18 protein-coding genes and 2 pseudogenes are annotated in these 20,618 nt (G+C 50.1%); 10 read left to right on the forward strand and 10 right to left on the reverse strand.

Features of this window, described 5'->3' with window-relative positions:
• Window position 1: 1 nt before the first annotated feature.
• Window positions 2-127, reverse strand: coding sequence for a hypothetical protein (locus HMPREF2865_RS12320; protein ID WP_003678791.1), 126 nt, complete (start codon window positions 125-127; stop codon window positions 2-4).
• 360 nt (window positions 128-487) lie between these two features.
• Between HMPREF2865_RS12320 and HMPREF2865_RS02820 the strand changes: the two genes are divergently transcribed.
• Both HMPREF2865_RS02820 and HMPREF2865_RS02825 read left to right on the forward strand, forming a co-directional pair.
• Window positions 488-2,974 carry a heavy metal translocating P-type ATPase gene (locus HMPREF2865_RS02820; protein WP_070645466.1) on the forward strand — a complete coding sequence of 829 codons (2,487 nt, stop codon included), beginning with the start codon at window positions 488-490 and terminating at the stop codon, window positions 2,972-2,974.
• A 37-nt stretch (window positions 2,975-3,011) separates the two neighbouring features.
• Window positions 3,012-3,452 (forward strand): DNA polymerase III subunit chi, encoded by a 441-nt coding sequence (locus HMPREF2865_RS02825; protein WP_070645468.1) that lies wholly within the window; start codon window positions 3,012-3,014, stop codon window positions 3,450-3,452.
• Between the two features lie 78 nt (window positions 3,453-3,530).
• On the opposite strand, the gene HMPREF2865_RS02830 is transcribed toward HMPREF2865_RS02825, so the two are convergent.
• Both HMPREF2865_RS02830 and rph read right to left on the reverse strand, forming a co-directional pair.
• Window positions 3,531-4,751: an aspartate kinase gene (locus HMPREF2865_RS02830; RefSeq protein ID WP_070645470.1), complete on the reverse strand. Its 1,221-nt coding sequence runs from the start codon at window positions 4,749-4,751 to the stop codon at window positions 3,531-3,533.
• A gap of 171 nt (window positions 4,752-4,922) precedes the next feature.
• The gene (rph, locus tag HMPREF2865_RS02835; protein WP_070504511.1) at window positions 4,923-5,651 is read right to left on the reverse strand and encodes a ribonuclease PH; all 729 of its coding nucleotides are present in this window, start codon (window positions 5,649-5,651) and stop codon (window positions 4,923-4,925) included.
• A 139-nt stretch (window positions 5,652-5,790) separates the two neighbouring features.
• Here rph and HMPREF2865_RS02840 point away from each other — a divergent pair, with 139 nt between their 5' ends.
• Both HMPREF2865_RS02840 and HMPREF2865_RS02845 read left to right on the forward strand, forming a co-directional pair.
• Entirely contained in the window at window positions 5,791-6,678 is an 888-nt protein-coding gene (locus HMPREF2865_RS02840; protein ID WP_249967608.1) for a YicC/YloC family endoribonuclease, read from the forward strand.
• 205 nt (window positions 6,679-6,883) lie between these two features.
• Entirely contained in the window at window positions 6,884-7,834 is a 951-nt protein-coding gene (locus HMPREF2865_RS02845) for a bile acid:sodium symporter family protein (RefSeq protein ID WP_070504508.1), read from the forward strand.
• Between the two features lie 68 nt (window positions 7,835-7,902).
• Here HMPREF2865_RS02845 and HMPREF2865_RS02850 read toward each other — a convergent pair whose 3' ends face one another.
• Entirely contained in the window at window positions 7,903-8,448 is a 546-nt protein-coding gene (locus HMPREF2865_RS02850; RefSeq protein ID WP_070504505.1) for a TIGR00645 family protein, read from the reverse strand.
• Between the two features lie 196 nt (window positions 8,449-8,644).
• Between HMPREF2865_RS02850 and HMPREF2865_RS02855 the strand changes: the two are divergent.
• Both HMPREF2865_RS02855 and HMPREF2865_RS11505 read left to right on the forward strand, forming a co-directional pair.
• Window positions 8,645-9,205, forward strand: a pseudogene (locus HMPREF2865_RS02855) (TSUP family transporter); the annotation flags it as partial.
• Between the two features lies 1 nt (window position 9,206).
• Window positions 9,207-9,368: pseudogene (locus tag HMPREF2865_RS11505) on the forward strand (IS3 family transposase); the annotation flags it as partial.
• Between the two features lie 24 nt (window positions 9,369-9,392).
• Here the strand turns inward: HMPREF2865_RS11505 and HMPREF2865_RS02860 are convergent.
• The 5 genes from HMPREF2865_RS02860 to HMPREF2865_RS02880 form a co-directional block, all read right to left on the reverse strand.
• Window positions 9,393-9,776 (reverse strand): CopM family metallochaperone, encoded by a 384-nt coding sequence (locus tag HMPREF2865_RS02860; RefSeq protein ID WP_070504502.1) that lies wholly within the window; start codon window positions 9,774-9,776, stop codon window positions 9,393-9,395.
• A gap of 241 nt (window positions 9,777-10,017) precedes the next feature.
• Entirely contained in the window at window positions 10,018-11,613 is a 1,596-nt protein-coding gene (locus HMPREF2865_RS02865; RefSeq protein WP_070645472.1) for a peptide chain release factor 3, read from the reverse strand.
• A gap of 213 nt (window positions 11,614-11,826) precedes the next feature.
• Window positions 11,827-12,969: an NADH-dependent flavin oxidoreductase gene (locus HMPREF2865_RS02870; protein WP_070645474.1), complete on the reverse strand. Its 1,143-nt coding sequence runs from the start codon at window positions 12,967-12,969 to the stop codon at window positions 11,827-11,829.
• Window positions 12,970-13,081: 112 nt separating this feature from the next.
• A complete protein-coding gene (locus HMPREF2865_RS02875; protein ID WP_070645476.1) occupies window positions 13,082-14,152 on the reverse strand; it encodes a 2,3-butanediol dehydrogenase in 1,071 nt (356 codons plus the stop codon).
• 239 nt (window positions 14,153-14,391) lie between these two features.
• On the reverse strand, window positions 14,392-15,450 hold the full coding sequence (locus HMPREF2865_RS02880; RefSeq protein ID WP_070645477.1) for a histone deacetylase family protein: 1,059 nt from the start codon (window positions 15,448-15,450) through the stop codon (window positions 14,392-14,394).
• 177 nt (window positions 15,451-15,627) lie between these two features.
• Here HMPREF2865_RS02880 and yajC point away from each other — a divergent pair, with 177 nt between their 5' ends.
• The 4 genes from yajC to HMPREF2865_RS02900 all read left to right on the forward strand — a co-directional run bounded on the left by yajC (window position 15,628) and on the right by HMPREF2865_RS02900 (window position 19,968).
• Window positions 15,628-15,894: a preprotein translocase subunit YajC gene (gene yajC, locus HMPREF2865_RS02885; RefSeq protein ID WP_003678762.1), complete on the forward strand. Its 267-nt coding sequence runs from the start codon at window positions 15,628-15,630 to the stop codon at window positions 15,892-15,894.
• A 75-nt stretch (window positions 15,895-15,969) separates the two neighbouring features.
• Window positions 15,970-17,823, forward strand: coding sequence for a protein translocase subunit SecD (gene secD, locus HMPREF2865_RS02890; RefSeq protein WP_070461343.1), 1,854 nt, complete (start codon window positions 15,970-15,972; stop codon window positions 17,821-17,823).
• A gap of 3 nt (window positions 17,824-17,826) precedes the next feature.
• Entirely contained in the window at window positions 17,827-18,762 is a 936-nt protein-coding gene (gene secF / locus HMPREF2865_RS02895; protein ID WP_003686183.1) for a protein translocase subunit SecF, read from the forward strand.
• A gap of 324 nt (window positions 18,763-19,086) precedes the next feature.
• The gene (locus tag HMPREF2865_RS02900) at window positions 19,087-19,968 is read left to right on the forward strand and encodes a carbohydrate kinase family protein (protein WP_070645479.1); all 882 of its coding nucleotides are present in this window, start codon (window positions 19,087-19,089) and stop codon (window positions 19,966-19,968) included.
• Between the two features lie 79 nt (window positions 19,969-20,047).
• On the opposite strand, the gene HMPREF2865_RS02905 is transcribed toward HMPREF2865_RS02900, so the two are convergent.
• The gene (locus HMPREF2865_RS02905) at window positions 20,048-20,605 is read right to left on the reverse strand and encodes a nitroreductase family protein (protein ID WP_070645481.1); all 558 of its coding nucleotides are present in this window, start codon (window positions 20,603-20,605) and stop codon (window positions 20,048-20,050) included.
• Window positions 20,606-20,618: the final 13 nt, after the last annotated feature.

Genomic DNA, 20,618 nt, shown 5'->3' on the forward strand with positions numbered 1-20,618 from the left:
ATTATGCCGACAGAGGGCTTTTCTTTTTGAACACGCTTTCGTAAAGCATCCAAGCGGCGAGGCTCAGGTATACGGTGCTGGACAAAATGCCGATAACGGCGAAGATAGGCATAAGGCGATCAATCATGGTGAGGTTTCCCAATAAGTTAGTTTTATAAGTAAATGTGTGTTTTTTATTTCCGTCTTTGCGGAATGCCTAAAGTATGCTGCTTAAATGGATTGAGGTCAATAAAAAATGTATTAGGATTTTTAAAAAAGTTCCATTTTTACATTAAAATAATCGGAAGTTTTTAAAGATAAACGGTATTTATATATTACCGTTCATCATTTGATAAACGGTCAATACTTTGTTTTCCATGTTTTTTATAAAATTCGACAGTCTATTGATTCAAAAGTAAATGAAATGAGGCGGAAAAACGCTTTTTGCTAAAATGTAACACCCTGAAACGATTGTTTCAGGCCGTCTGAAAAATAAATCGAACACATTATGACATCTTCCACACATCCCCAAAAAAACTGCTTTCATTGCGGACTTGAAGTCCCGGATCATCTGCATTTGACGGTTCGTTTTGAAGACGAAGAACACGAAACCTGTTGCGCCGGTTGCCAAGCAGTGGCGCAGAGTATTATCGATGCAGGTTTGGGCAATTATTATAAACAGCGTACCGCAGACGCGGAAAAATCCGAATTGCCGCCACCGGAAGTGTTGTCGCAATTAAAACTATATGATTTGCCCGAAGTGCAGGCTGATTTTGTCGAGGTTGGCGTTGGGGATGAGCGCGAGGCGGTGTTGATGCTGGGCGGCATTACCTGCGCCGCGTGTGTGTGGCTGATTGAACAGCAGTTGTTGCGTATGAAGGGCGTAGTGCGCGTGGATTTGAATTACAGTACCCACCGCTGCCGAGTGGTGTGGGACAGCGCCCACATTGAATTGTCGGACATTTTGCTGAAAATCCGCCAAACTGGTTATACCGCCGCGCCTTATGATGCGCAAAAAATCGAAGTGCAGGCGCAGAAGGAACGCAAACAGTTTATCGTCAGATTGGCCGTGGCCGGTCTGGGTATGATGCAGACGATGATGTTTGCCCTGCCGACTTATTTTTACGGTGGCGACATCGAGCCGCTTTATTTGGAAATCCTGCATTGGGGCGGCTTTTTGATGGTGTTGCCCGTTGTGTTTTACAGCGCGTTGCCGTTTTACCGCGGCGCCTGGCGCGACTGGAAAAACCGCCGTGTCGGCATGGATACGCCAATTGCCATTGCCATTGTGATGACCTTTATCGCCGGTATTTACAGCTTGGCTACCAACGCAGGGCAGGGCATGTATTTTGAATCTATCGCCATGCTGCTGTTTTTCCTGTTGGGCGGGCGTTTTATGGAACAGATTGCCCGACGCAAAGCAGGCGATGCGGCGGAGCGGTTGGTCAAACTGGTTCCGGCATTCTGCCACCGTTTGCCGTCTTATCCGGAAAGCGAAGTCATCGAGGAAGCCGCAGTCGTCCGCCTCAATATCGGCGATACGATTGTTGTGAAGCCTGGCGAAGTCATTCCGGTGGACGGTACGGTTTTGTCCGGCGAAAGCGAAGTTAACGAAGCCATGTTGACCGGCGAAAGTTTGCCGATTGTCAAAAGGCCGTCTGAAAAAGTAACCGCCGGCACGCTTAACACCAGCAGCCCTTTAATCATCCGCACCGACCATACCGGCGGCAACACGCGCCTGTCCCATATCGTCAAACTGCTCGACCGTGCGCTGGCGCAAAAACCGCGTGCCGCCGAATTGGCCGAAAAATACGCGTCCAGTTTTGTGTTTGGCGAGCTCTTGCTTGCTATTCCCGTTTTTATCGGCTGGGCGTGGTATGCCGATGCGCACACTGCTCTGTGGATTACCGTTGCCCTGCTGGTCATTACCTGTCCGTGTGCCTTATCGCTTGCCACTCCGACCGCACTGGCTGCTTCTACCGGTGCGCTTGCCAAAGACGGCATTCTCATCAGTGGCAAACAAAGCTTGGAAACGCTTGCTCAAATTGACGATGTCGTGTTCGATAAAACCGGTACGTTGACCAAAGGGCAGCTTTCCGTCAGCCGTATGTTGTCCGCAGGCCGTCTGAACGAAGTCCAAGCCCTTGCTATCGCCCAAGCATTGGAACAGCAATCCGAACACCCCATCGCCCGTGCCATTTTGAACCATACGCTTTCAGACGGCCCTGTATCCGCGCTTGATGTGAAAGTGCGGCAACGGGTCAACCGTATCGGACACGGCGTCAGCGCGCAAATCGAATTGGATGGCGAAACCCAAGTTTGGGCTTTGGGTAAAGCGGCGTTTGTTTCGGAAATTGCCGGCAATCTGCCTGAAGCATTTGCCCATATCGACCACACAGGCGGCATTATTTTCTTGGGCAATCAAAGCGGTTTTCAGACGGCCTTTTTACTGGAAGACCAAATCAAAGACGGCGCCGCTGAAATGTTGCAAAACCTGAAACAGCACGGTATCCGTCTGCACCTTTTAAGCGGCGACCGTCAAGCTGCCGTAGCCCAAGTTGCGCAAGAGCTGGGTTTGGATGCCTATCGTGCCGAAGCCACGCCGGAAGACAAGCTGGCTTATGTAGAAAATCTGCAAAAACAAGGACGTAAAGTCATGATGATCGGCGACGGGATCAACGATGCCCCCGTCCTTGCCCAAGCCGATGTGTCGGCTGCCGTGGCCACGAGTGCTGATGTGGCGCGAGATGGTGCGGATGTGGTTTTGCTCAATGATGATTTGAACGTTTTGCCCGTGATGATGAAACAGGCACGCCGCACCCATCAAATCATCCGCCAAAACCTGACTTGGGCGAGCGCATACAATCTGGTTGCCGTTCCGCTGGCCGTGTTTGGTTACGTTACCCCGTGGATCGCCGCGCTCGGCATGAGTTTCAGCTCGCTGCTGGTGTTGGGCAATGCCTTGAGATTATTGAAAACCAAAAAGGCCGTCTGAAACCGGCTAATCCATTGCTCAAACGAAAGAATACGCCATGCCTAAAGCCACTTTTTATACACACGTTGCCCAGCCGGCCGCCTTTGCCTGCCGCCTGATTGCGCGCGCCATACGCGATGGCGGGCAGATTTTGGTGTGGTCGGATTCTGTTGCGGCCATGCAGCAACTAGACGTTGATTTATGGCAGCAGATTCCCGAAAGCTTTATTCCGCATGAAGTTTGGCTGCCTACCGACCCCATGCCGTCTGAAACGCCGGTATTGCTTGCGTTTGGAAATGCATTGCCGAATATTCCGCAGGATTGCACGGTTTTAAACCTGTCTGCCGATTTTTGGAGCCAAGCCCCGGCCATTCCAAACCGTATCCTTGAAATTGTGGGCAACAGCTTAGAAGATTTGGCCGAAGCCCGAGACCGTTTCCGAGCTTATCGTCAGAGCGGATTTGAGATTGAGCATTTTTCGAGAGAAGGAAAGGATTGAGTTTTGAAACAGCAAGGTTTTAATAAAAAAGGCCGTCTGAAACAATAAAGTTTCAGACGGCCTTTTGATTGGCTGGAATTAGTTGCCTAAGTCGAATGCTTTATGCAGAACGCGGGTGGCCAGTTCCATGTATTTTTCGTCAATCAGGACGGATACTTTGATTTCGGAAGTTGAAATCATTTGGATGTTGATGCCTTCTTCTGCGAGGGTGCGGAAGATTTTGGCAGCTACGCCGACGTGTGAACGCATGCCCAAGCCGACTGCGGAGACTTTGCATACGGTGTCGTCGCCGTCGATGTAAGCGGCGCCGATGCTGTCTTGGCGTTGTTGCAGCAGTTCAATGGTTTGTTTGTAGTCGCCGCGTGGAACGGTGAAGGAGAAGTCGGTTGTGCCTTCACTGCCGACATTTTGGATGATCATGTCGACTTCGATGTTGGCATCGGCAACTGCGCCGAGGATTTGGTAGGCAACGCCGGGTTTGTCAGGTACGCCGCGTACGTTGATGCGTGCTTGGTTTTTGTCGAATGCGATACCAGTTACGGCTGCTCTTTCCATGTTGTCGTCCTCTTCAAAGGTAATCAGGGTGCCGTTGCCGCCATCTTGCAGGCTGCTGAGTACGCGCAGGCGCACTTTGTATTTTCCGGCGAATTCTACGGAGCGGATTTGTAAGATTTTTGAACCGAGGCTGGCCAGTTCGATCATTTCTTCAAAAGTGATCGTGTCCATGCGGCGCGCTTCGGGTACGACGCGCGGGTCGGTGGTGTAAACGCCGTCCACGTCGGTGTAAATTTGGCATTCGTCGGCTTTGAGGGCTGCGGCGATGGCAACGGCGGAGGTATCCGAACCGCCGCGGCCTAGGGTTGAGATATTGCCTTCGCTGCTGATGCCTTGGAAGCCGGCTACGATAACGACTTTACCGGCGGCCAAATCGGCACGCATTTTTTCGCCGTCGATGTTTTCGATGCGGGCTTTGGTGTGGGAAGTGTCAGTTTGGAGGGCGACTTGCCAGCCGGTGTAGCTCTTGGCGTCAACACCGATGTCTTTCAGGGCCATGGCCAGCAGGCCGATGGTTACTTGTTCGCCGGTAGCGAGAACGACGTCAAGTTCGCGCGGATCGGGATGTTCTTGCATTTCGTGCGCCAGTGCGACCAGTCGGTTGGTTTCGCCGCTCATGGCGGATACGACGACTACGATGTCGTGTCCTTCGGCGCGGGCTTTGGCGACACGTTTGGCTACGTTTTTGATGCGTTCGGGCGAGCCTACTGATGTGCCGCCGTATTTATGTACGATTAACGCCATGTTTCGTGCTTTCTTGTGGGGGTTGTCGGGCAGCTTGGTTTGCTGGAAAAAGGGTTATTATTACTATTTTTTACATGAAATTCAAGGATGGGACGCGCTTTTTTGAGTAAATACGCATAAAGGGGTTTGGTTAAAAAAGGCCGTCTGAAAGTTTTCAGACGGCCTTGCTGATTATCGGGCCAAAAGGGCGGCCTGCTGGTGTTGAACCAATTCGGCAATGCCTTTATGCGCCAAGGCAATCAGCTTGCCCAATTCTTCGATGCTAAACGGTGCGCCTTCGGCTGTGCCTTGGATTTCGATGATTTTGCCGGATGCGGTCATGATGATGTTAACGTCGCTGTCACATCCTGAATCTTCGGGATAGTCCAAGTCTAAAAGCGGTACACCACCCACCACACCGGCAGAAACGGCGGCAACGGCTTCACGGATCGGATTTTCGCTGATAAGGCCGTCTGAAAGGAGTTTGTCCACGGCGATTTGCAGGGCAACGTAGGCACCGGTAATGGAGGCGGTACGCGTGCCGCCGTCGGCTTGGATGACGTCGCAGTCAATCAGGATTTGGCGTTCGCCGAGTTTTTCCATATCGACGACGGCACGCAGCGAGCGGCCGATCAGGCGTTGGATTTCTTGTGTGCGACCGGACTGTTTGCCCGCGGCGGCCTCGCGGCGCATACGGGAGGCGGTGGAAGCAGGCAACATGCCGTATTCGGCCGTCACCCAGCCTTGTTCTTTACCGCGCAGGAACGGTGGGACATTTTCGTCGATGGAGGCGGTGCAAATCACTTTGGTGTTGCCACACTCGATAAGGCAGGAGCCGTCAGCGTGGGGGAGGAAATTGGGGGTAATTTTGATGTCGCGCAGGCTGTCGGCGGTGCGGCCGGTGCGGGTGTAGTCGCTCATGATGATCCTTTGGGGCGGAATGAAAAATAGGTTGCCTTGAATTATAGAGGAATTTGGCATCAAAGGCCGTCTGAAAATCGTCGGTCGGGTGTGTTATAGTGTCCATACTTTCACTCGTATTTGGAAACGGAGTAAAACCATGGCTACAAGACGAACTATTCAAATCCACAGCATGACCGGCTTTGCCAATGCCGCAGGCGAATGCGGAGGCAAACGGATTAATTTGGAAATCCGCGCGGTCAACCATCGTTATTTGGATGTCCAATTCCGTATGCCGGAAGAGTTGCGCTATTTGGAAGGCGCATTGCGCGAACAGATTGCCTCGGCTGTGGCGCGCGGTAAACTGGAATGCCGTGTTCAGCTGCAAGATGCGGCTTTGGGCGGCCAGACTTTGGAAGTCAATCAGGATTTGGTTGCCCAACTGGCGCATTTGAACAAAACTTGGCGCAAGGAACATGATTTTGCCAAATTGAGCGTGGCCGATGTTTTGCGTTTTCCCGGCGTTTTGGCAGGCCAGAGCGAAGACTCCGAGGCCTTGGCGAAAGGTGTCAAAGATTTATTGACCGGCGCGTTGAAAGAGTTTACAGCCGCCCGCAAACGCGAAGGCAAAAAACTGGGCGAACACCTGCTGCAACGTCTGGACGGCATGGAAGAGATTGTGGATGCTTTGAACGAACTGTTCCCAAGCCTGCTGCAGGCGCATATGGACAAAGTCAAAGCCCGTTTGGCAGAAGCCGTCGGCAATATCGACAACGACCGTTTGCAACAGGAATTTGCTTTATTCATCCAAAAATCCGATGTGGATGAGGAATTCAGCCGTTTGCGCACCCATATCGCCGAAGTGCGTCGCATCGTTACCGAAGGCAAGGGCAGCGCAGGCAAACGTTTGGATTTCTTGATGCAAGAGTTGAACCGTGAAGCCAACACTTTGGGCAGTAAGGCCATCGCTGCCGAATGCACGCAAGCTTCGGTTGAACTGAAAGTCTTAATCGAACAAATGCGCGAACAGGTTCAAAATATCGAATAAATCGATAACGAACGGATAAAACAAGGCCGTCTGAAAAGTTTCAGACGGCCTTTGTGTTGATATTGGGTGGAGTCAGTGTGGTTTGTTTTTAAACATTATTGGATGATGGATTTCCTGTTTCGTTACTGTAATTGCGCATAAGGGTTAACATGTGTTAAATTATGGTAATTATTGTCATGATAAAAACATACAAAGGAGTAAAAACATGAACTTTCTGACCGCTATCAGTCGGCAAATGACCCGCTTCACCGCCTTGATTATCGTCCTTGCCTCCATTATCGCCTTTATCGAACCTGCCACTTTTTCGTGGGTAAAAGGCGATACGCAAGTCGTCGTACTCGGCATCATCATGCTCGGCATGGGCATGACTTTGGGTAAAGAAGATTATCAAATTCTGGCACAACGTCCGCTCGATATTTTTATCGGCGCAATCGCCCAATACACGATTATGCCCCTGCTCGCTATCGGTATTGCCAGAGCCTTTGACCTCTCGCCCGGATTGACGCTGGGTTTGGTTTTGGTCGGCACCTGCCCGGGCGGCGTTTCGTCCAATATCATGAGTTTTTTGGCTAAAGGCGATGTCGCCTTTTCGGTCGGCATGACCACGGTTTCCACCGTCCTCGCTCCTGTGATGACGCCGCTGTGGATGACTTATTTGGTCGGTCAAACCGTCGAAATGGACGGCTGGGGCATGTTCAAATTTATGTTGCTCGTTACCCTGTTGCCCGTTGTTATCGGCTCTGCCGCCAATATATTACTGCATCAAAAATATTGGTTTGAAGACGTGCGAGCGATTATGCCTGCCGTTGCCGTTGTCGCGTTTGCTTGCATCGTCGGCGGCGTTGCTGCCGTTCACGGTCACCGTTTCGCCGAATCCGCCTTCGTGATGGTACTTGCCATCGCTGCCCACAACATCGGTGGCTACATCCTCGGCTATTACAGTGGCGCGCTGACCGGCATGAACACCGCTAAAAAACGCACCCTTGCCATCGAAGTCGGCGTACAAAACGCCGGACTTGCGACTGGTTTGAGCGCCAAATTCTTCCCCGGTAATGCCGAGTCTGCCGTTGCCGCCGCCGTTGCCTGCGTTTGGCACTCCGTATCGGGAACGGTTTTGGGTAACTTGTTTGCTTGGTGGGACAAGCGTAAGCAATAAGCTGTAAACATTGCCAAATAATAAAAGGCCGTCTGAAACATTTCAGACGGCCTTTTGATTGCTTTTTATCAATGCGCTTTATGCGTCGTGCTGTACACGATTTTGTCCGTTAAAGCCATGGCAAGCGCGGAAATCAGGAAACAGATGTGGGTAATACATTGCCACATGATTTGTTTTTCCGACAGATTGGCGGCGTTGAGGAAGGTTTGCAGCAGATGGATGGAGGAAATGCTGATGATGGACATCGATAGCTTAACCTTCAAAACCGAAGCATTGACATGGCTGAGCCATTCGGGCTGGTCGGGATGCTCGTCAACTCGGAGGCGGGAAACGAAGGTCTCGTAGCCGCCGACAATGACCATGGTCAGCAGGTTGGCAATCATCACGACATCAATCAGGTTCAATACGGCGATCATGATGGTGTTTTCATCCATGATGCTGAAATTGGATACCAAGTGCCACAAGGATTTGAGGAACTTACAGGCATAAATGACTTGGGCGATAATCAAGCCTATATAAATCGGCAGTTGCAGCCAGCGGCTGGCGAAAATGAAATGCGCGAAGATGTCCATTCGATCGTGGGCTGTGCGTTTGGTTGGAGTGGAATGTTCCATAAAATGTGTTGTGTGTAGGAAAGATAAGGGGCGGCATTTTAATGGAAAAGTTTTTAAGCTGCAATTTGAGTGGCTGAATTTAAAAAGAAAGGCCGTCTGAAAACAGAATATCGTTCCTTGTTTTTCAGACGGCCTTGTAGGTTGTCAGAACAGGTAAACACGCGCAAAATCGCTTTGCTTTTTAGAGATGGACATTATGTTTGCAGATTCGTTTTTTTATTATCTGGTGTTGGTCGGCTTTGCCGCAGGGCTGATGGATGCGGCGGTTGGCGGCGGCGGGCTGTTGCAGATTCCCGGATTGTTCAACCTATTGCCAAATACCATGCCTGTGGCCTCGGTGATGGGTGTCAATAAATTTGCTTCCTGCTGCGGCACGTTGACCGCGACGGGGCAATATCTGCGCCGAATCCCCGTGCCGTGGAAAATGCTGCTGCCTGCCGCGGCGTTGGCATTTGCCGCTTCATATTTGGGCGCGAAAACGGTGGTGTATTTTCCTGTGCAATACATGAAACCGGCAATGTTGGTCACCATGATTGCCATGTGCCTGTACACTTTTTTGAAAAAAGACTTGGGGCAGACGGCGCGCACTGAAAAGCTGACGCGCCGTGAAACCTTATGGGGCTTGTTTTTCGGCGCATTAATCGGGTTTTACGACGGCGTGTTCGGGCCGGGGACGGGCAGCCTGCTGGCTTTTGTGTTCGTCCGCTTTTACGGCTATGATTTTTTAGCGGCCAACGCTTCGGCAAAGGTCATCAATTGGACGATTAAAAATGGAATGTTATTACGGTAAATGATTTGAGACGTTCTAACAACTGGAAAAAACGATTCATGAGTACATTCATTATTACAACCATGAGCGCATTCAGGGGAAACTAAAAGGACTGAGCTCTGTGAATTACAGAACTCAGTCCTTGAACTAAATCAGTCTAACTTTTGGGGTCAGATCATTTTACGGAGCTTTTTTTGTTGTGTGCTTTAAGCCATTTTTGCATTTGTTCAATTTCCGCTTGTTGTGCGTTAATAATATCCTCAGCAAGCTTACGCATCTCAGGATCCTTTCCGTATTTTAATTCAACTTCCGCCATTTTTACTGCGCCAATATGGTGTGGCAACATACCTGCTGCAAAAGCAACATCAGGATCTTTATATTGCGCAGCTGCCATCATGTCTTGATTCATTTGATTCATACCTTGCATTAATTCTTGTTGCATTGCAGAATCTGTCGACATTGGCATATTCATGTGTGCTTGATGCGATTGTTCATTAGCTTGGGCATAATTTGAAATTGCAACAGCGCTAAGTGTGATAAAAGTCATAAGTTTTTTCATGTTTTTCGCCTATGTGATAACTGAAGGAGCACAAATTATAAACTTTGACCTAAGGTTAAAGTAAACATTTATTCCGAAAATGTTTGGTGAGGTACTAAAAGCTAAAATAAGACAATATTTGAGCTGCGTTACGGATTTATGTTGCTGCTGTGCCTGACCATTGGGAAGTTTGCTTGGGATTTATTGGGTTGATATCGAATGAAAAAAAGGCCGTCTGAATGTTTCAGACGGCCTTTGCGTTTTACAGTTTAACCGAATGCTCGCGTGTTTCGTGGAACACGATGTCCGGCCAGCGTTCTTGTGTCAGATTCAGGTTGACACGGTTAGGCGCGAGGTAGGCGAGGTTGCCGCCTGCGTCTATCGACAAATTGCCTGCATTGGCTTTTTCAAATTCTGCCAGCTTTTTCTTGTCTTCGCACGATACCCAGCGCGCCGACCAGATGGATGCGCTGTCGAACACGGCTTCTACGCCGTATTCATTGGCGAGGCGCGAGGTAACGACTTCAAACTGCAATACGCCGACCGCGCCCAAAATCAAATCCGCGCCGCTCATCGGTTTGAAAACCTGTACCGCGCCTTCTTCGCCAAGCTGTTGCAAACCTTTTTGCAGTTGCTTGATTTTCAGCGGGTTTTTGATACGCACACTGCGGAACAGTTCCGGCGCGAAGAATGGGATGCCGGTGAACGCCAGTTGTTCGCCTTCGGAGAAGCTGTCACCGATTTGGATGTTGCCGTGGTTCGGGATACCGATGATGTCGCCGGCGTAGGCTTCTTCCACCAGCTCACGGTCGTGCGACATGAAGGTTACCACGCTGGAGGCGGCGATTTCGCGGTTGATGCGCAGGTGTTTCATTTTCATGCCGCGCTCGAATTTGCCGGAGCAGACGCGCAAGAAGGCGATGCGGTCGCGGTGTTTCGGGTCCATATTGGCTTGGATTTTGAAGATAAATCCGGAGAACTTCGGCTCGTCCGGTTCGACCATGCGTACGGTCGCGTCGCGCGGTTTCGGCGCAGGCGCCCATTCAATCAATGAATTGAGGATTTCCTGAATACCGAAGTTGTTAATCGCCGAGCCGAAGAACACGGGCGTGAGTTCGCCGGCGAGGAATTCGTCGAGATTAAACTCGTTGGAAGCCGCCTGTACCAATTCGATTTCGTCGCGCAACTGCTGGATTTCCAATGGAAAGCGTTGTTCCAATTCGGGATTGTCGATGCCTTTGATGATGTCGAACTCGTGTGGCAGACGTTCGCCGCCGGCGTCGAAGAGATAGATTTCATCGTTCAGGATGTGGTACACGCCTTTGAAGTTCTTGCCCATGCCGATCGGCCAAGTAACGGGCGCGCAGCGGATTTGCAGGATGTTTTCTACTTCGTCCAAGAGTTCCAGCGAATCGCGCACTTCGCGGTCGTATTTGTTCATGAACGTTACAATCGGCGTATTACGTAGGCGGCAGACGTTCAAGAGTTTGATGGTTTGCGCTTCCACGCCTTTTGCCGCGTCGATGACCATCAAGGCGCTGTCGACGGCGGTCAATACGCGGTAGGTATCTTCGGAGAAGTCTTGGTGTCCCGGCGTGTCCAAGAGGTTGACAGTATGGTCTTTGTAGTCGAACTGCATTACAGACGAGGCCACGGAAATGCCGCGCTGCTTCTCGATGTCCATCCAGTCTGAGGTGGCGAATTTGCCGGTTTTCTTGCCTTTTACCGTACCCGCGCTCTGAATCGCACCTGAAAACAGCAAGAGTTTTTCAGTCAGCGTGGTTTTACCCGCGTCGGGGTGGGAGATGATGGCAAACGTGCGGCGGCGGCGCACTTGGTCGAGGATTTCTTGGGACATGGTTTTCTTTGCAAAAAGTTTCAGGCCGCTTTTTCAGACGGCCTGAAGGATATGGGTGTTGGAAAACAGGCTAAAATAAGGGCGTGTGCAACACGCCCTGCAATAGATTGAAAGATGCGGAATTGTACAAAAAAATGCTTGATAATTCAATGTTTGTACCCAAACAAAGGCCGTCTGAAAAGTTTCAGACGGCCTTTGTTTATGAATCGATGATTAAATATCCATCGGTTTCCATTCTGCGCCTTTTACCGGCGGCAGCCATGATTGCGTACCGCTGGAGGCAAATCCCCACAAGGTGTCTGGGAGGCCGTAATGGTCGGCGCGCGTCGGATCGAGTTGCGTTTCGATTTCATCTTCGCGGCCTTCACGGATTTGCGTGGCGATGTGCGGATTAATCATTACGGTTTTGCCCAATGCGATAAATTCTGCCCAGCCGGTTTCATAGGCGGCCAAAATTTGGTCGGCGGTAAACAGGTTGCCCACGCCGATAAGCGGCAGTTTGCCGTTGATGCGTTCGTGGATAAACTGCATACGGGTTTGGGCGGCATCGCCGCCGCGACGGATTTTTTTATCAAATTCCCACAAGGAAACGTGCAGATATTGCAGCGGTTTTTGTACCAATGCGTCAATCAGTGCGCCGGTTTCGGTCATGGTTAAGCCGTCGTCGCCCGGCTCTTCGGGGGAGAAGCGGTAGCCGATGATGAAGTCGTTGCGCTGGTGTTTTTCACGGACGGCAACCACGGCATCGATCACGGCCAGAGGGAAGCGCATTCTGTTTTCCAAGCTGCCGCCCCATTGGTCGTTGCGGCGGTTGCTTTGGGCAGAGTAAAACTGTTGGATCAGATAGCCGTTCGCACCGTGGATTTCCACGCCGTCAAAACCGGCACGAAGTGCCAAATCGGCGGCTTGCGCATAAGAGGCGATGAGTGCTTCAACTTCTTCTGCGGTCGCTTCGCGTGCGTGTTCAGCTTCGCTGGCGGAAGCGCTGATTTTGTCGAGACCGTCCAAAAGGTCATCAATGGCTTTGGCACCGCCGTGATGGATTTGCAAAATCGCTTTTGCGCCTTGTTGTTGCAGGATTTGTGCAGTTTCTTTCAGGCTGTCGAGGCAGTGTTCGCCTGTGGCTTCAGGTTGGCCGTGAAAGGCTTTGCCGTCTTTTTGAACCAAAGTGGCGGCAGTGATAAACAAGCCCATATCGCCTGCGCGGTTGCTGAGGAAGGTACGCTCTTGGTCGCTGATCAAACCGTCGGCTTGTGAGCCGAAATGGGTCATGGGGGCGACGACAAGGCGGTTTTTGATGGTTACGCCGTTATTGAGGGTGTATGTTTGAAAGAGTGGGGCGTATTTTGGATTCATGAGATTTTGCTCTTGATAAGTGAATGGTTGGCAGAGGATTGGGCCATTCGGGAATTTATCAAGTACACAGGCCGTCTGAAAAGTTTCAGACGGCCTGTTTATTCTTTAAGCTTTAGGATTGAAGATTAGGATTGACAATGATTTTTACTGCGGATTCGTTGTTGTGGATCAAGCGCTCGAAGCCTTCGGAAATCAATTCGTCCAGTTTGATGCGTTGGGTAATGAAAGGCTCAAGGTTGATTTTACCTTCTTCAACCAATTTGATGGTTTCTGCGTGGTCGTTGCAGTAGGCAATGGTGCCGCGCACGTCCAGCTCTTTCATCACAACGCTGTGGACGTTGATGGTAGCGGGGTGGCTCCAAATGGATACGATGACGACTTTCGCAGTCGGACGGCACGCTTCGACCATGGTGTCCAGTACTTTGTTGACGCTGGTGCATTCGAATGCGACATCTACGCCTTCGCCGTTGGTCAGTTTTTTCACTTCTTCAACGACATCGACTTCGGACGGGTCGAGGATGTAGTCGGCCACACCGGCTTCGCGTGCTTTGTCTTTACGTGCTTTGCTCAATTCGGTGATGATGACTTTGATGCCTTTGGCTTTCAGTACGGCAGCCAACAGCAAACCGATTGGGCCTGCGCCGCCGACCAATGCGACATCGCCTTCTTTCGCGCCACTGCGTACATAAGCATGGTGGCCGACAGACAGAGGCTCAATCAAAGCAGCTTGGTCCAATGGGATTTTGTCGGAAATAGGGTGTACCCAACGGCGTTTGACGGCGATTTTTTCAGACAAGCCGCCACCGCAGCCACCCAAGCCGATGAAGTTCATGTCTTTGGAGAGGTGGTAGTTGCTGCCTTCGCCGGTCGGTACGTCGTCGCGGATGATGTAGGGTTCAACGACAACGTGTTGGCCGACTTTGATGTCGTCCACGCCTTCGCCTACGGCATAAACCACGCCGGAGAACTCGTGACCCATGGTAACTGGCGCAGACTCGCCGGAGATTGGGTGTGGATGGCCGCAAGGTGGAATGAAAATCGGGCCTTCCATGAATTCGTGCAGGTCGGTACCGCAGATACCGCACCACGCAACATTAATGCCGACAGTACCCGGAGCGACGGTTGGCTCGGGAATGTCTTCGATGCGGATGTCGCCTTTGTTGTAAAAACGTGCTGCTTTCATTGTAACGCTCCTTTTTTTGTGGAGGCCGTCTGAAAAAGACGGTCAATTGGGAAAAGGGTAGCAGTGAGGTGTATGAACTATTTTTTATTTGTACGTTTTATTTTTGTTATTTTACTACTGATAATATGAAAATGGTTTGTCTTCGCTCAAATTAAGGTGTGTAAATTGTAAATGAAGAAAAGGCCGTCTGAAACGGATAATATGTTTTCAGACGGCCTGGGGTCGATAGTTTAAATGCGTTATTGCGTAGGATTGTTACTTTTGCCGCGCTTCAAATGCTTTTGGTAGGCGATGACGTAATCGGCCTTGCTCAAGCCTGCTAATACGCGGATGTGGGCGGCGGCGGATTTGGACATGGATTTCAAGGTATAGCCGCCTTCCAGTACGGAAACGACACGCCCCTGACAGCTTGCCGTTGCTTGGACGATTTTGTGCGTCAGCCAGGCAAAATCGGCTTCATGCAGGTTCAGACGGCCTGTTTCGTCTTGTTTGTGCCCGTCAAAACCAGCTGAAAGCAACACCAACTCGGGGCGGAAAGCTTCCAGCTTGGGCAGCCATTGTTCACGGATGGTCGTACGGAAGATACGGCTGCCTGTGCCCGGTTTGAGGGGCGTATGCAGCATATTTTTGCTGCCGGCGTATTGTTCCGCCTCCGGGAAGGGGAAGATGTCGGTTTCAAACAGGTTGAAAAACATCACGCGCGGATCGTCTCGGAGAATCTCCGCCGTACCGTCGCCGAAGTGGGCGTCGAAATCGATGACGGCGATGCGTTGCAGGCGGTATTGGGCAATGGCGTGCATCACGCCGGCGGCAGTGTTGTTGACGAGGCAGAATCCGCCGGCGCTGTTGCTGTGGGCATGGTGGCCGGGTGGGCGGATGGCGCAAAAAGCATGCCAGGCCTTTTTGTGCATCACCATATCGACTGCTTTAACAACGGCTCCGGCCGCAAAACGGGCGGCTTGGAGGGAGTCGTGGCAGATGACCGTATCGTCGTCGATACGGTGGATTTTACCGGGGAGCGGCTGGGCGGCTTCCAACTCGTGCAGATAGTTGCGCGAGTGGACCAATGCCAGCTGCGCATCTTTGATTTCCGGTGCTTCGGCGGTTTGCAGGCGACGCCAAATGCCTTCTTGTTTTAAGGCGGTTTGAATGGCGCTGATGCGTTTGGGCCTGTCGGGATGGTTGGGTCCCGGCTGGTGCTGCAGAAATATCGGATGGGAAATCCATACGGTGCGGGCATTTTTGCCGAGTAGTCGACGCAGCAGGGTACGCACGCGCCAAATGATTTTTTTAAGCATGGAAAGTGTGTATCGAACGAGTCGCACGGACTGCTAAATATGGTTAATAAATACGGAAATGCTTGGAAATTTTTCAGACGGCCTTTAGAATAGCTCAATTTTACAGTCCGACCAACTGCGTTTTGGACTGTATGCAGTTTTTTACTTTATCTTAAAACTCAAAAGAACGGATATATTATGAATCAAGCTGTGGCTCAATTTGCCCCTTTACTGTTGATTATGGTGGTGTTTTACTTCCTGATTATGCGTCCTCAACAAAAGAAATTCAAAGCACATCAAGCTATGCTGGCTGCTTTGAAAGTAGGCGATAAAGTCGTTTTGGCTGCAGGTTTCAAAGGCCGCGTGACCAAAGTCGGCGAGCAATTCTACACTGTCGACATCGGCCAAGGTGCGAGAATCGAAGTAGAAGTGGAACGCAACGCGATTGCCGCGAAAGCCGAATAATCCGTTTTTTTGCGAAAAGCCGCCTCATTTTCCGAGTGCGGCTGTTTGCCTTTATAAATAAAGCAAAGGTTTACCATGAACCGTTATCCTTTATGGAAATACCTGCTGATTGCGTTCACGATTGTGGTTGCGGCTGTTTATTCGCTGCCCAACCTTTTCGGTGAAACGCCTGCCGTACAGGTATCAACCAACCGACAAGCCATCGTTATCAATGAGCAAACCCAGTCTAAAGTGTCTTCTGCGTTGCAAAGCGCAGGTATTCAGACTGACGGTATGTTCATTGTCGATAACTCGCTGAAAGTGCGTTTTAAAGATACTGAAACGCAACTGAAAGCGCGTGATGTCATTGAAAACACTTTGGGCGAAGGCTATATTACCGCGCTCAACCTTTTGGCGGACAGTCCTGAGTGGATGGCGAAAATTAAAGCCAATCCGATGTTCTTGGGTTTGGACTTGCGTGGCGGCGTGCATTTCACCATGCAGGTGGACATGAAAGCCGCGATGCAGAAAACGTTTGAACGTTACGCCGGCGACATCCGCCGCGAATTGCGCCGCGAAAAAATCCGTACCGGTACGGTGCATCAGGCTGAAAATGGTCTGACTGTGCCTCTGCAAGATGCCGCCGATGTACAAAAGGCCTTGCCTCAGTTGCAAAAGATGTTTCCTGAAGCCACTTTGCTTGCGGACGGCAACAATATTGTGCTGACTCTGTCTGAAGAGGCGATCAATAAAGTACGCTCTGATGCAGTGAAACAAAACATCAACACTTTGCACAACCGTGTGAACGAATTGGGTGTGGCAGAACCGGTTATCCAACAATCCGGTCTTGACCGCATTGTTGTACAGCTGCCGGGCGTGCAAGATACTGCCAAAGCCAAAGACATTATCGGTCGTACCGCGACTTTGGAAGTACGCATGGTGGAAGACGATCCGATTAAACTTCAAGAAGCCTTAAACGGTAATGTACCGACTGGTTATGAGTTACTGTCAAGCGGTGGCGATCATCCGGAAACTATTTTGGTCAACAAACAAGTTGAATTGACCGGCGACAACATCAACGACGCGCAACCTAGCTTTGACCAAATGGGTGCGCCTGCCGTGAGCCTGAGCTTGGACAGCGCAGGTGGCAGCATTTTTGGCGAATTGACTTCGGCCAATGTGGGTAAACGTATGGCTATGGTGTTGATCGACCAAGGTAAATCCGAAGTCGTGACCGCGCCTGTCATCCGCTCCGCCATTACCGGTGGTCGTGTAGAAATTTCCGGCAGCATGACAACTGCCGAAGCCAACGATACTTCATTGTTGCTGCGTGCCGGCTCGCTGGCTGCGCCTATGCAAATTGTTGAAGAACGTACCATCGGTCCGTCTTTAGGTAAAGAAAACATTGAAAAAGGTTTCAATTCCACTTTGTGGGGCTTTGCCGCTGTTGCTGCGTTTATGGTGGTTTACTACCGCCTGATGGGTTTCTTCTCTACCATCGCTTTGAGTACCAATATCTTGTTCTTGGTAGGTATTTTGTCTGCCATGCAGGCAACGCTGACCCTGCCGGGTATTGCCGCGTTGGCATTGACATTGGGTATGGCGATTGACTCTAACGTATTGATTAACGAGCGTATCCGTGAAGAATTACGCGGAGGCATACCACCTCAACAGGCCATCAACCTCGGTTTCCAACATGCTTGGGCAACCATTGTCGACTCTAACTTGACCTCTCTGATTGCTGGTATCGCTTTGTTGGTATTCGGTTCCGGCCCGGTACGTGGTTTTGCTGTTGTGCACTGTATCGGTATTCTGACCTCGATGTACTCGTCTGTGGTCGTGTTCCGTGCTTTGGTCAACCTGTGGTACGGCCGCCGTCGCAAATTGCGGAATATTTCCATTGGTGCGGTATGGAAGCCGAAAGCTGAAATGGCAGAAGGCAAGGAGTAAAACATGGAATTATTTAAAATCAAACGCGATATTCCGTTTATGAGCTACGGCAAACTGACGACCTTTATTTCGTTGGTTACGTTTATCGCCGCCGTGTTCTTTTTGGTAACCAAAGGCCTGAATTTCTCCGTCGAATTTACCGGCGGTACGGTGATGGAAGTCCAATATCAGCAGGGCGTGGATGTTAATAAAACACGCGAACGCCTCGATACGCTGAAAATGGGTGATGTACAGGTTCAGGCATTGGGTACGAACAAGCACATCATGATTCGCCTGCCGAACAAAGAAGGCGTAACGTCAGCCCAGCTGTCCAACCAAGTAATGGATTTGCTGAAAAAAGATAATCCTGACGTTACCTTGCGCCAAGTCGAATTTATCGGCCCTCAGGTTGGTGAAGAATTGGTTACCAATGGTTTGATGGCATTGGGATTCGTGGTGGCAGGTATTATTATTTACTTGTCCATGCGTTTTGAGTGGCGTTTTGCAGTGTCCGCGATTATTGCGAATATGCACGATATCGTGATTATTCTCGGCTGTTTCGCCTTCTTCCAATGGGAATTCTCTCTGACTGTCTTGGCAGGTATTTTGGCGGTTTTGGGTTATTCCGTGAACGAATCCGTGGTGGTGTTTGACCGTATTCGTGAAAACTTCCGTAAGCCGCATATGCGTGGCCACACTGTGCCGGAAGTCATCGACAACGCGATTACCGCAACCATGAGCCGTACCATCATTACCCACGGTTCGACCGAGGCAATGGTTGTTTCTATGCTGGTGTTCGGCGGTGCAGCCTTGCACGGTTTCTCTATGGCGCTGACCATCGGTATTGTGTTCGGTATTTACTCTTCCGTATTGGTTGCCAGCCCGCTCTTGCTGATGTTTGGCTTGAGTCGTGAGAACATTGCCAAAGAAGTGAAGAAAAAAGAAGAAGTTGTAGTTTAATCGCTGCAATGCTGCGATAAAGGCCGTCTGAAAATTGATTGAATCAGTTTTCAGACGGCCTTTTGTATTTAAATTTCAGAATATTTTGTTTTAATGAAATGAGAGGGGATAAATGTGAAAGAAAAAGAAAAAATAGGGACAATATAATTTTGTGATGAATCAAGTTTATTGTCTGATATGCCCTTAATTGCTTGTCAGTCCCAATATTTTAAAACATAATACTTTTGCCCCCGATGCTGGAGTTTTACTACAAGTACATGATTTGCAAAAAATCTGTCGGGTGTGCAGACCCTGCCAATCAACCTCAAATAAGGAAGGTTAAGAATGAAAGTAACCAGTTTCGGCGAAGTGCTGTGGGACGATTTTCCAAACGGAAAGGTATTGGGTGGTGCACCCCTGAATGTTACCGTTCGTTTGCAGTCTTTGGGTATCGATACTGCCATTATCAGCCGTCGCGGCGATGATGCCGATGGCGAAGAATTGCTACGCCAGATTCAAAGCAAAAACGTCAACACTGATTATTTGCAGGTTTGTCACGAATGTGCGACCAGCTTGGTGAAAGTACACTTGGACAAGTGTGGCAGCGCGTCTTATGAGATTGTTTATCCTTGCGCGTGGGACAGGATTGCGGTTGATGATGCGGCAATCAAACGTGTAGCAGAATCCGATGCTTTCGTTTTTGGCAGCTTGGCAACCCGTGATGAAGTTTCGCGTAAAAGCTTGGCAGTTTTGCTGAAAGAAGCCAAATTCAAAATTTTTGACGTTAATCTGCGTAAGCCACATTACGATATTACCCGCTTGCTGGAGACCATGAAACAGTCTGATATGGTCAAACTCAATGATGATGAGCTGTATGAGTTGGCTGCGGCTTACGGTTCTCCTTATCACAGTATCGAGCAAAATATCAGCTACCTCGTTGAGCTGACCGGCGTCAAAATCCTTTGCGTGACTTTGGGCAGCCATGGCGCGGTTTTGTATAAGAACGGCGAGTTATACCGTCATTGCGGTTTCCGTGTCAAAGTGGTGGATACCGTCGGCTCCGGCGACAGCTTCCTTGGCGGTTTGACTTACAAACTGTTGAACAATGCGCCTCCTCAAGAAGCCATTGCTTTTGCTTGTGCACTGGGAGCGTTGGTTGCTTCACGTCATGGTGCAACGGCAGATATTTCTTTGGAAGAAGTTGAAGCGTTTATGAATCCTGCTTGATATTTTGACAAGAGACATAAAAAGGCCGTCTGAAAACCATTAAATCAGGTTTTTCAGACGGCCTTAGTATTTTCAGGCTTTACCAATAAGTTGTAAAACATTCTAAGTTGGTATTTTTCGGGCCGCTTCCTTCTTCGGTCGGCGAACCAATCATCATCAGGCCAATGATTTTGTCTTTGTAGGTACACTCAAATGCTTCGCGCAACAATGGGCTGTTGACCCACATGCCCGTAATCCAAACATTGTCGAAGCCTTGAGCAGAAGCAGCCAGTTGTAAAGCATAGGCGGCGCAGCCGGCAGTCAACATTTGTTCCCATTCAGGTTTGGGTTTTGCCACTTCACGGTTCGGCGTGAATGTAACGCCGATAATCATAGGCGCCATGTTGCCGACGCGTTCGGCTTTTTTCATGGCATCATCGCCGAAGTTGAGTTCGGTAACGGTCTTGCTCAAAAGCTCGCGGAAACGTTGCAAACCGGCTTCGCTTTGAATTACAGTAAAGCGGTAAGGGCGCATATTGCCGTGATCGGGTACTTGTGTTGCCGCTTGCAGCATTTGTTCCAGTTGCTCGGCATTGGGTGCCGGAGCAGTCAGTTTTTTGGAAGAGCGACGCGTGGTGAGGAGATTTAAGGCATCCATTTTTATTCTTTCT

Origin of the sequence: Neisseria sp. HMSC073G10, from assembly GCF_001812605.1 — a bacterium.
Classification (GTDB): domain Bacteria; phylum Pseudomonadota; class Gammaproteobacteria; order Burkholderiales; family Neisseriaceae; genus Neisseria; species Neisseria subflava_A.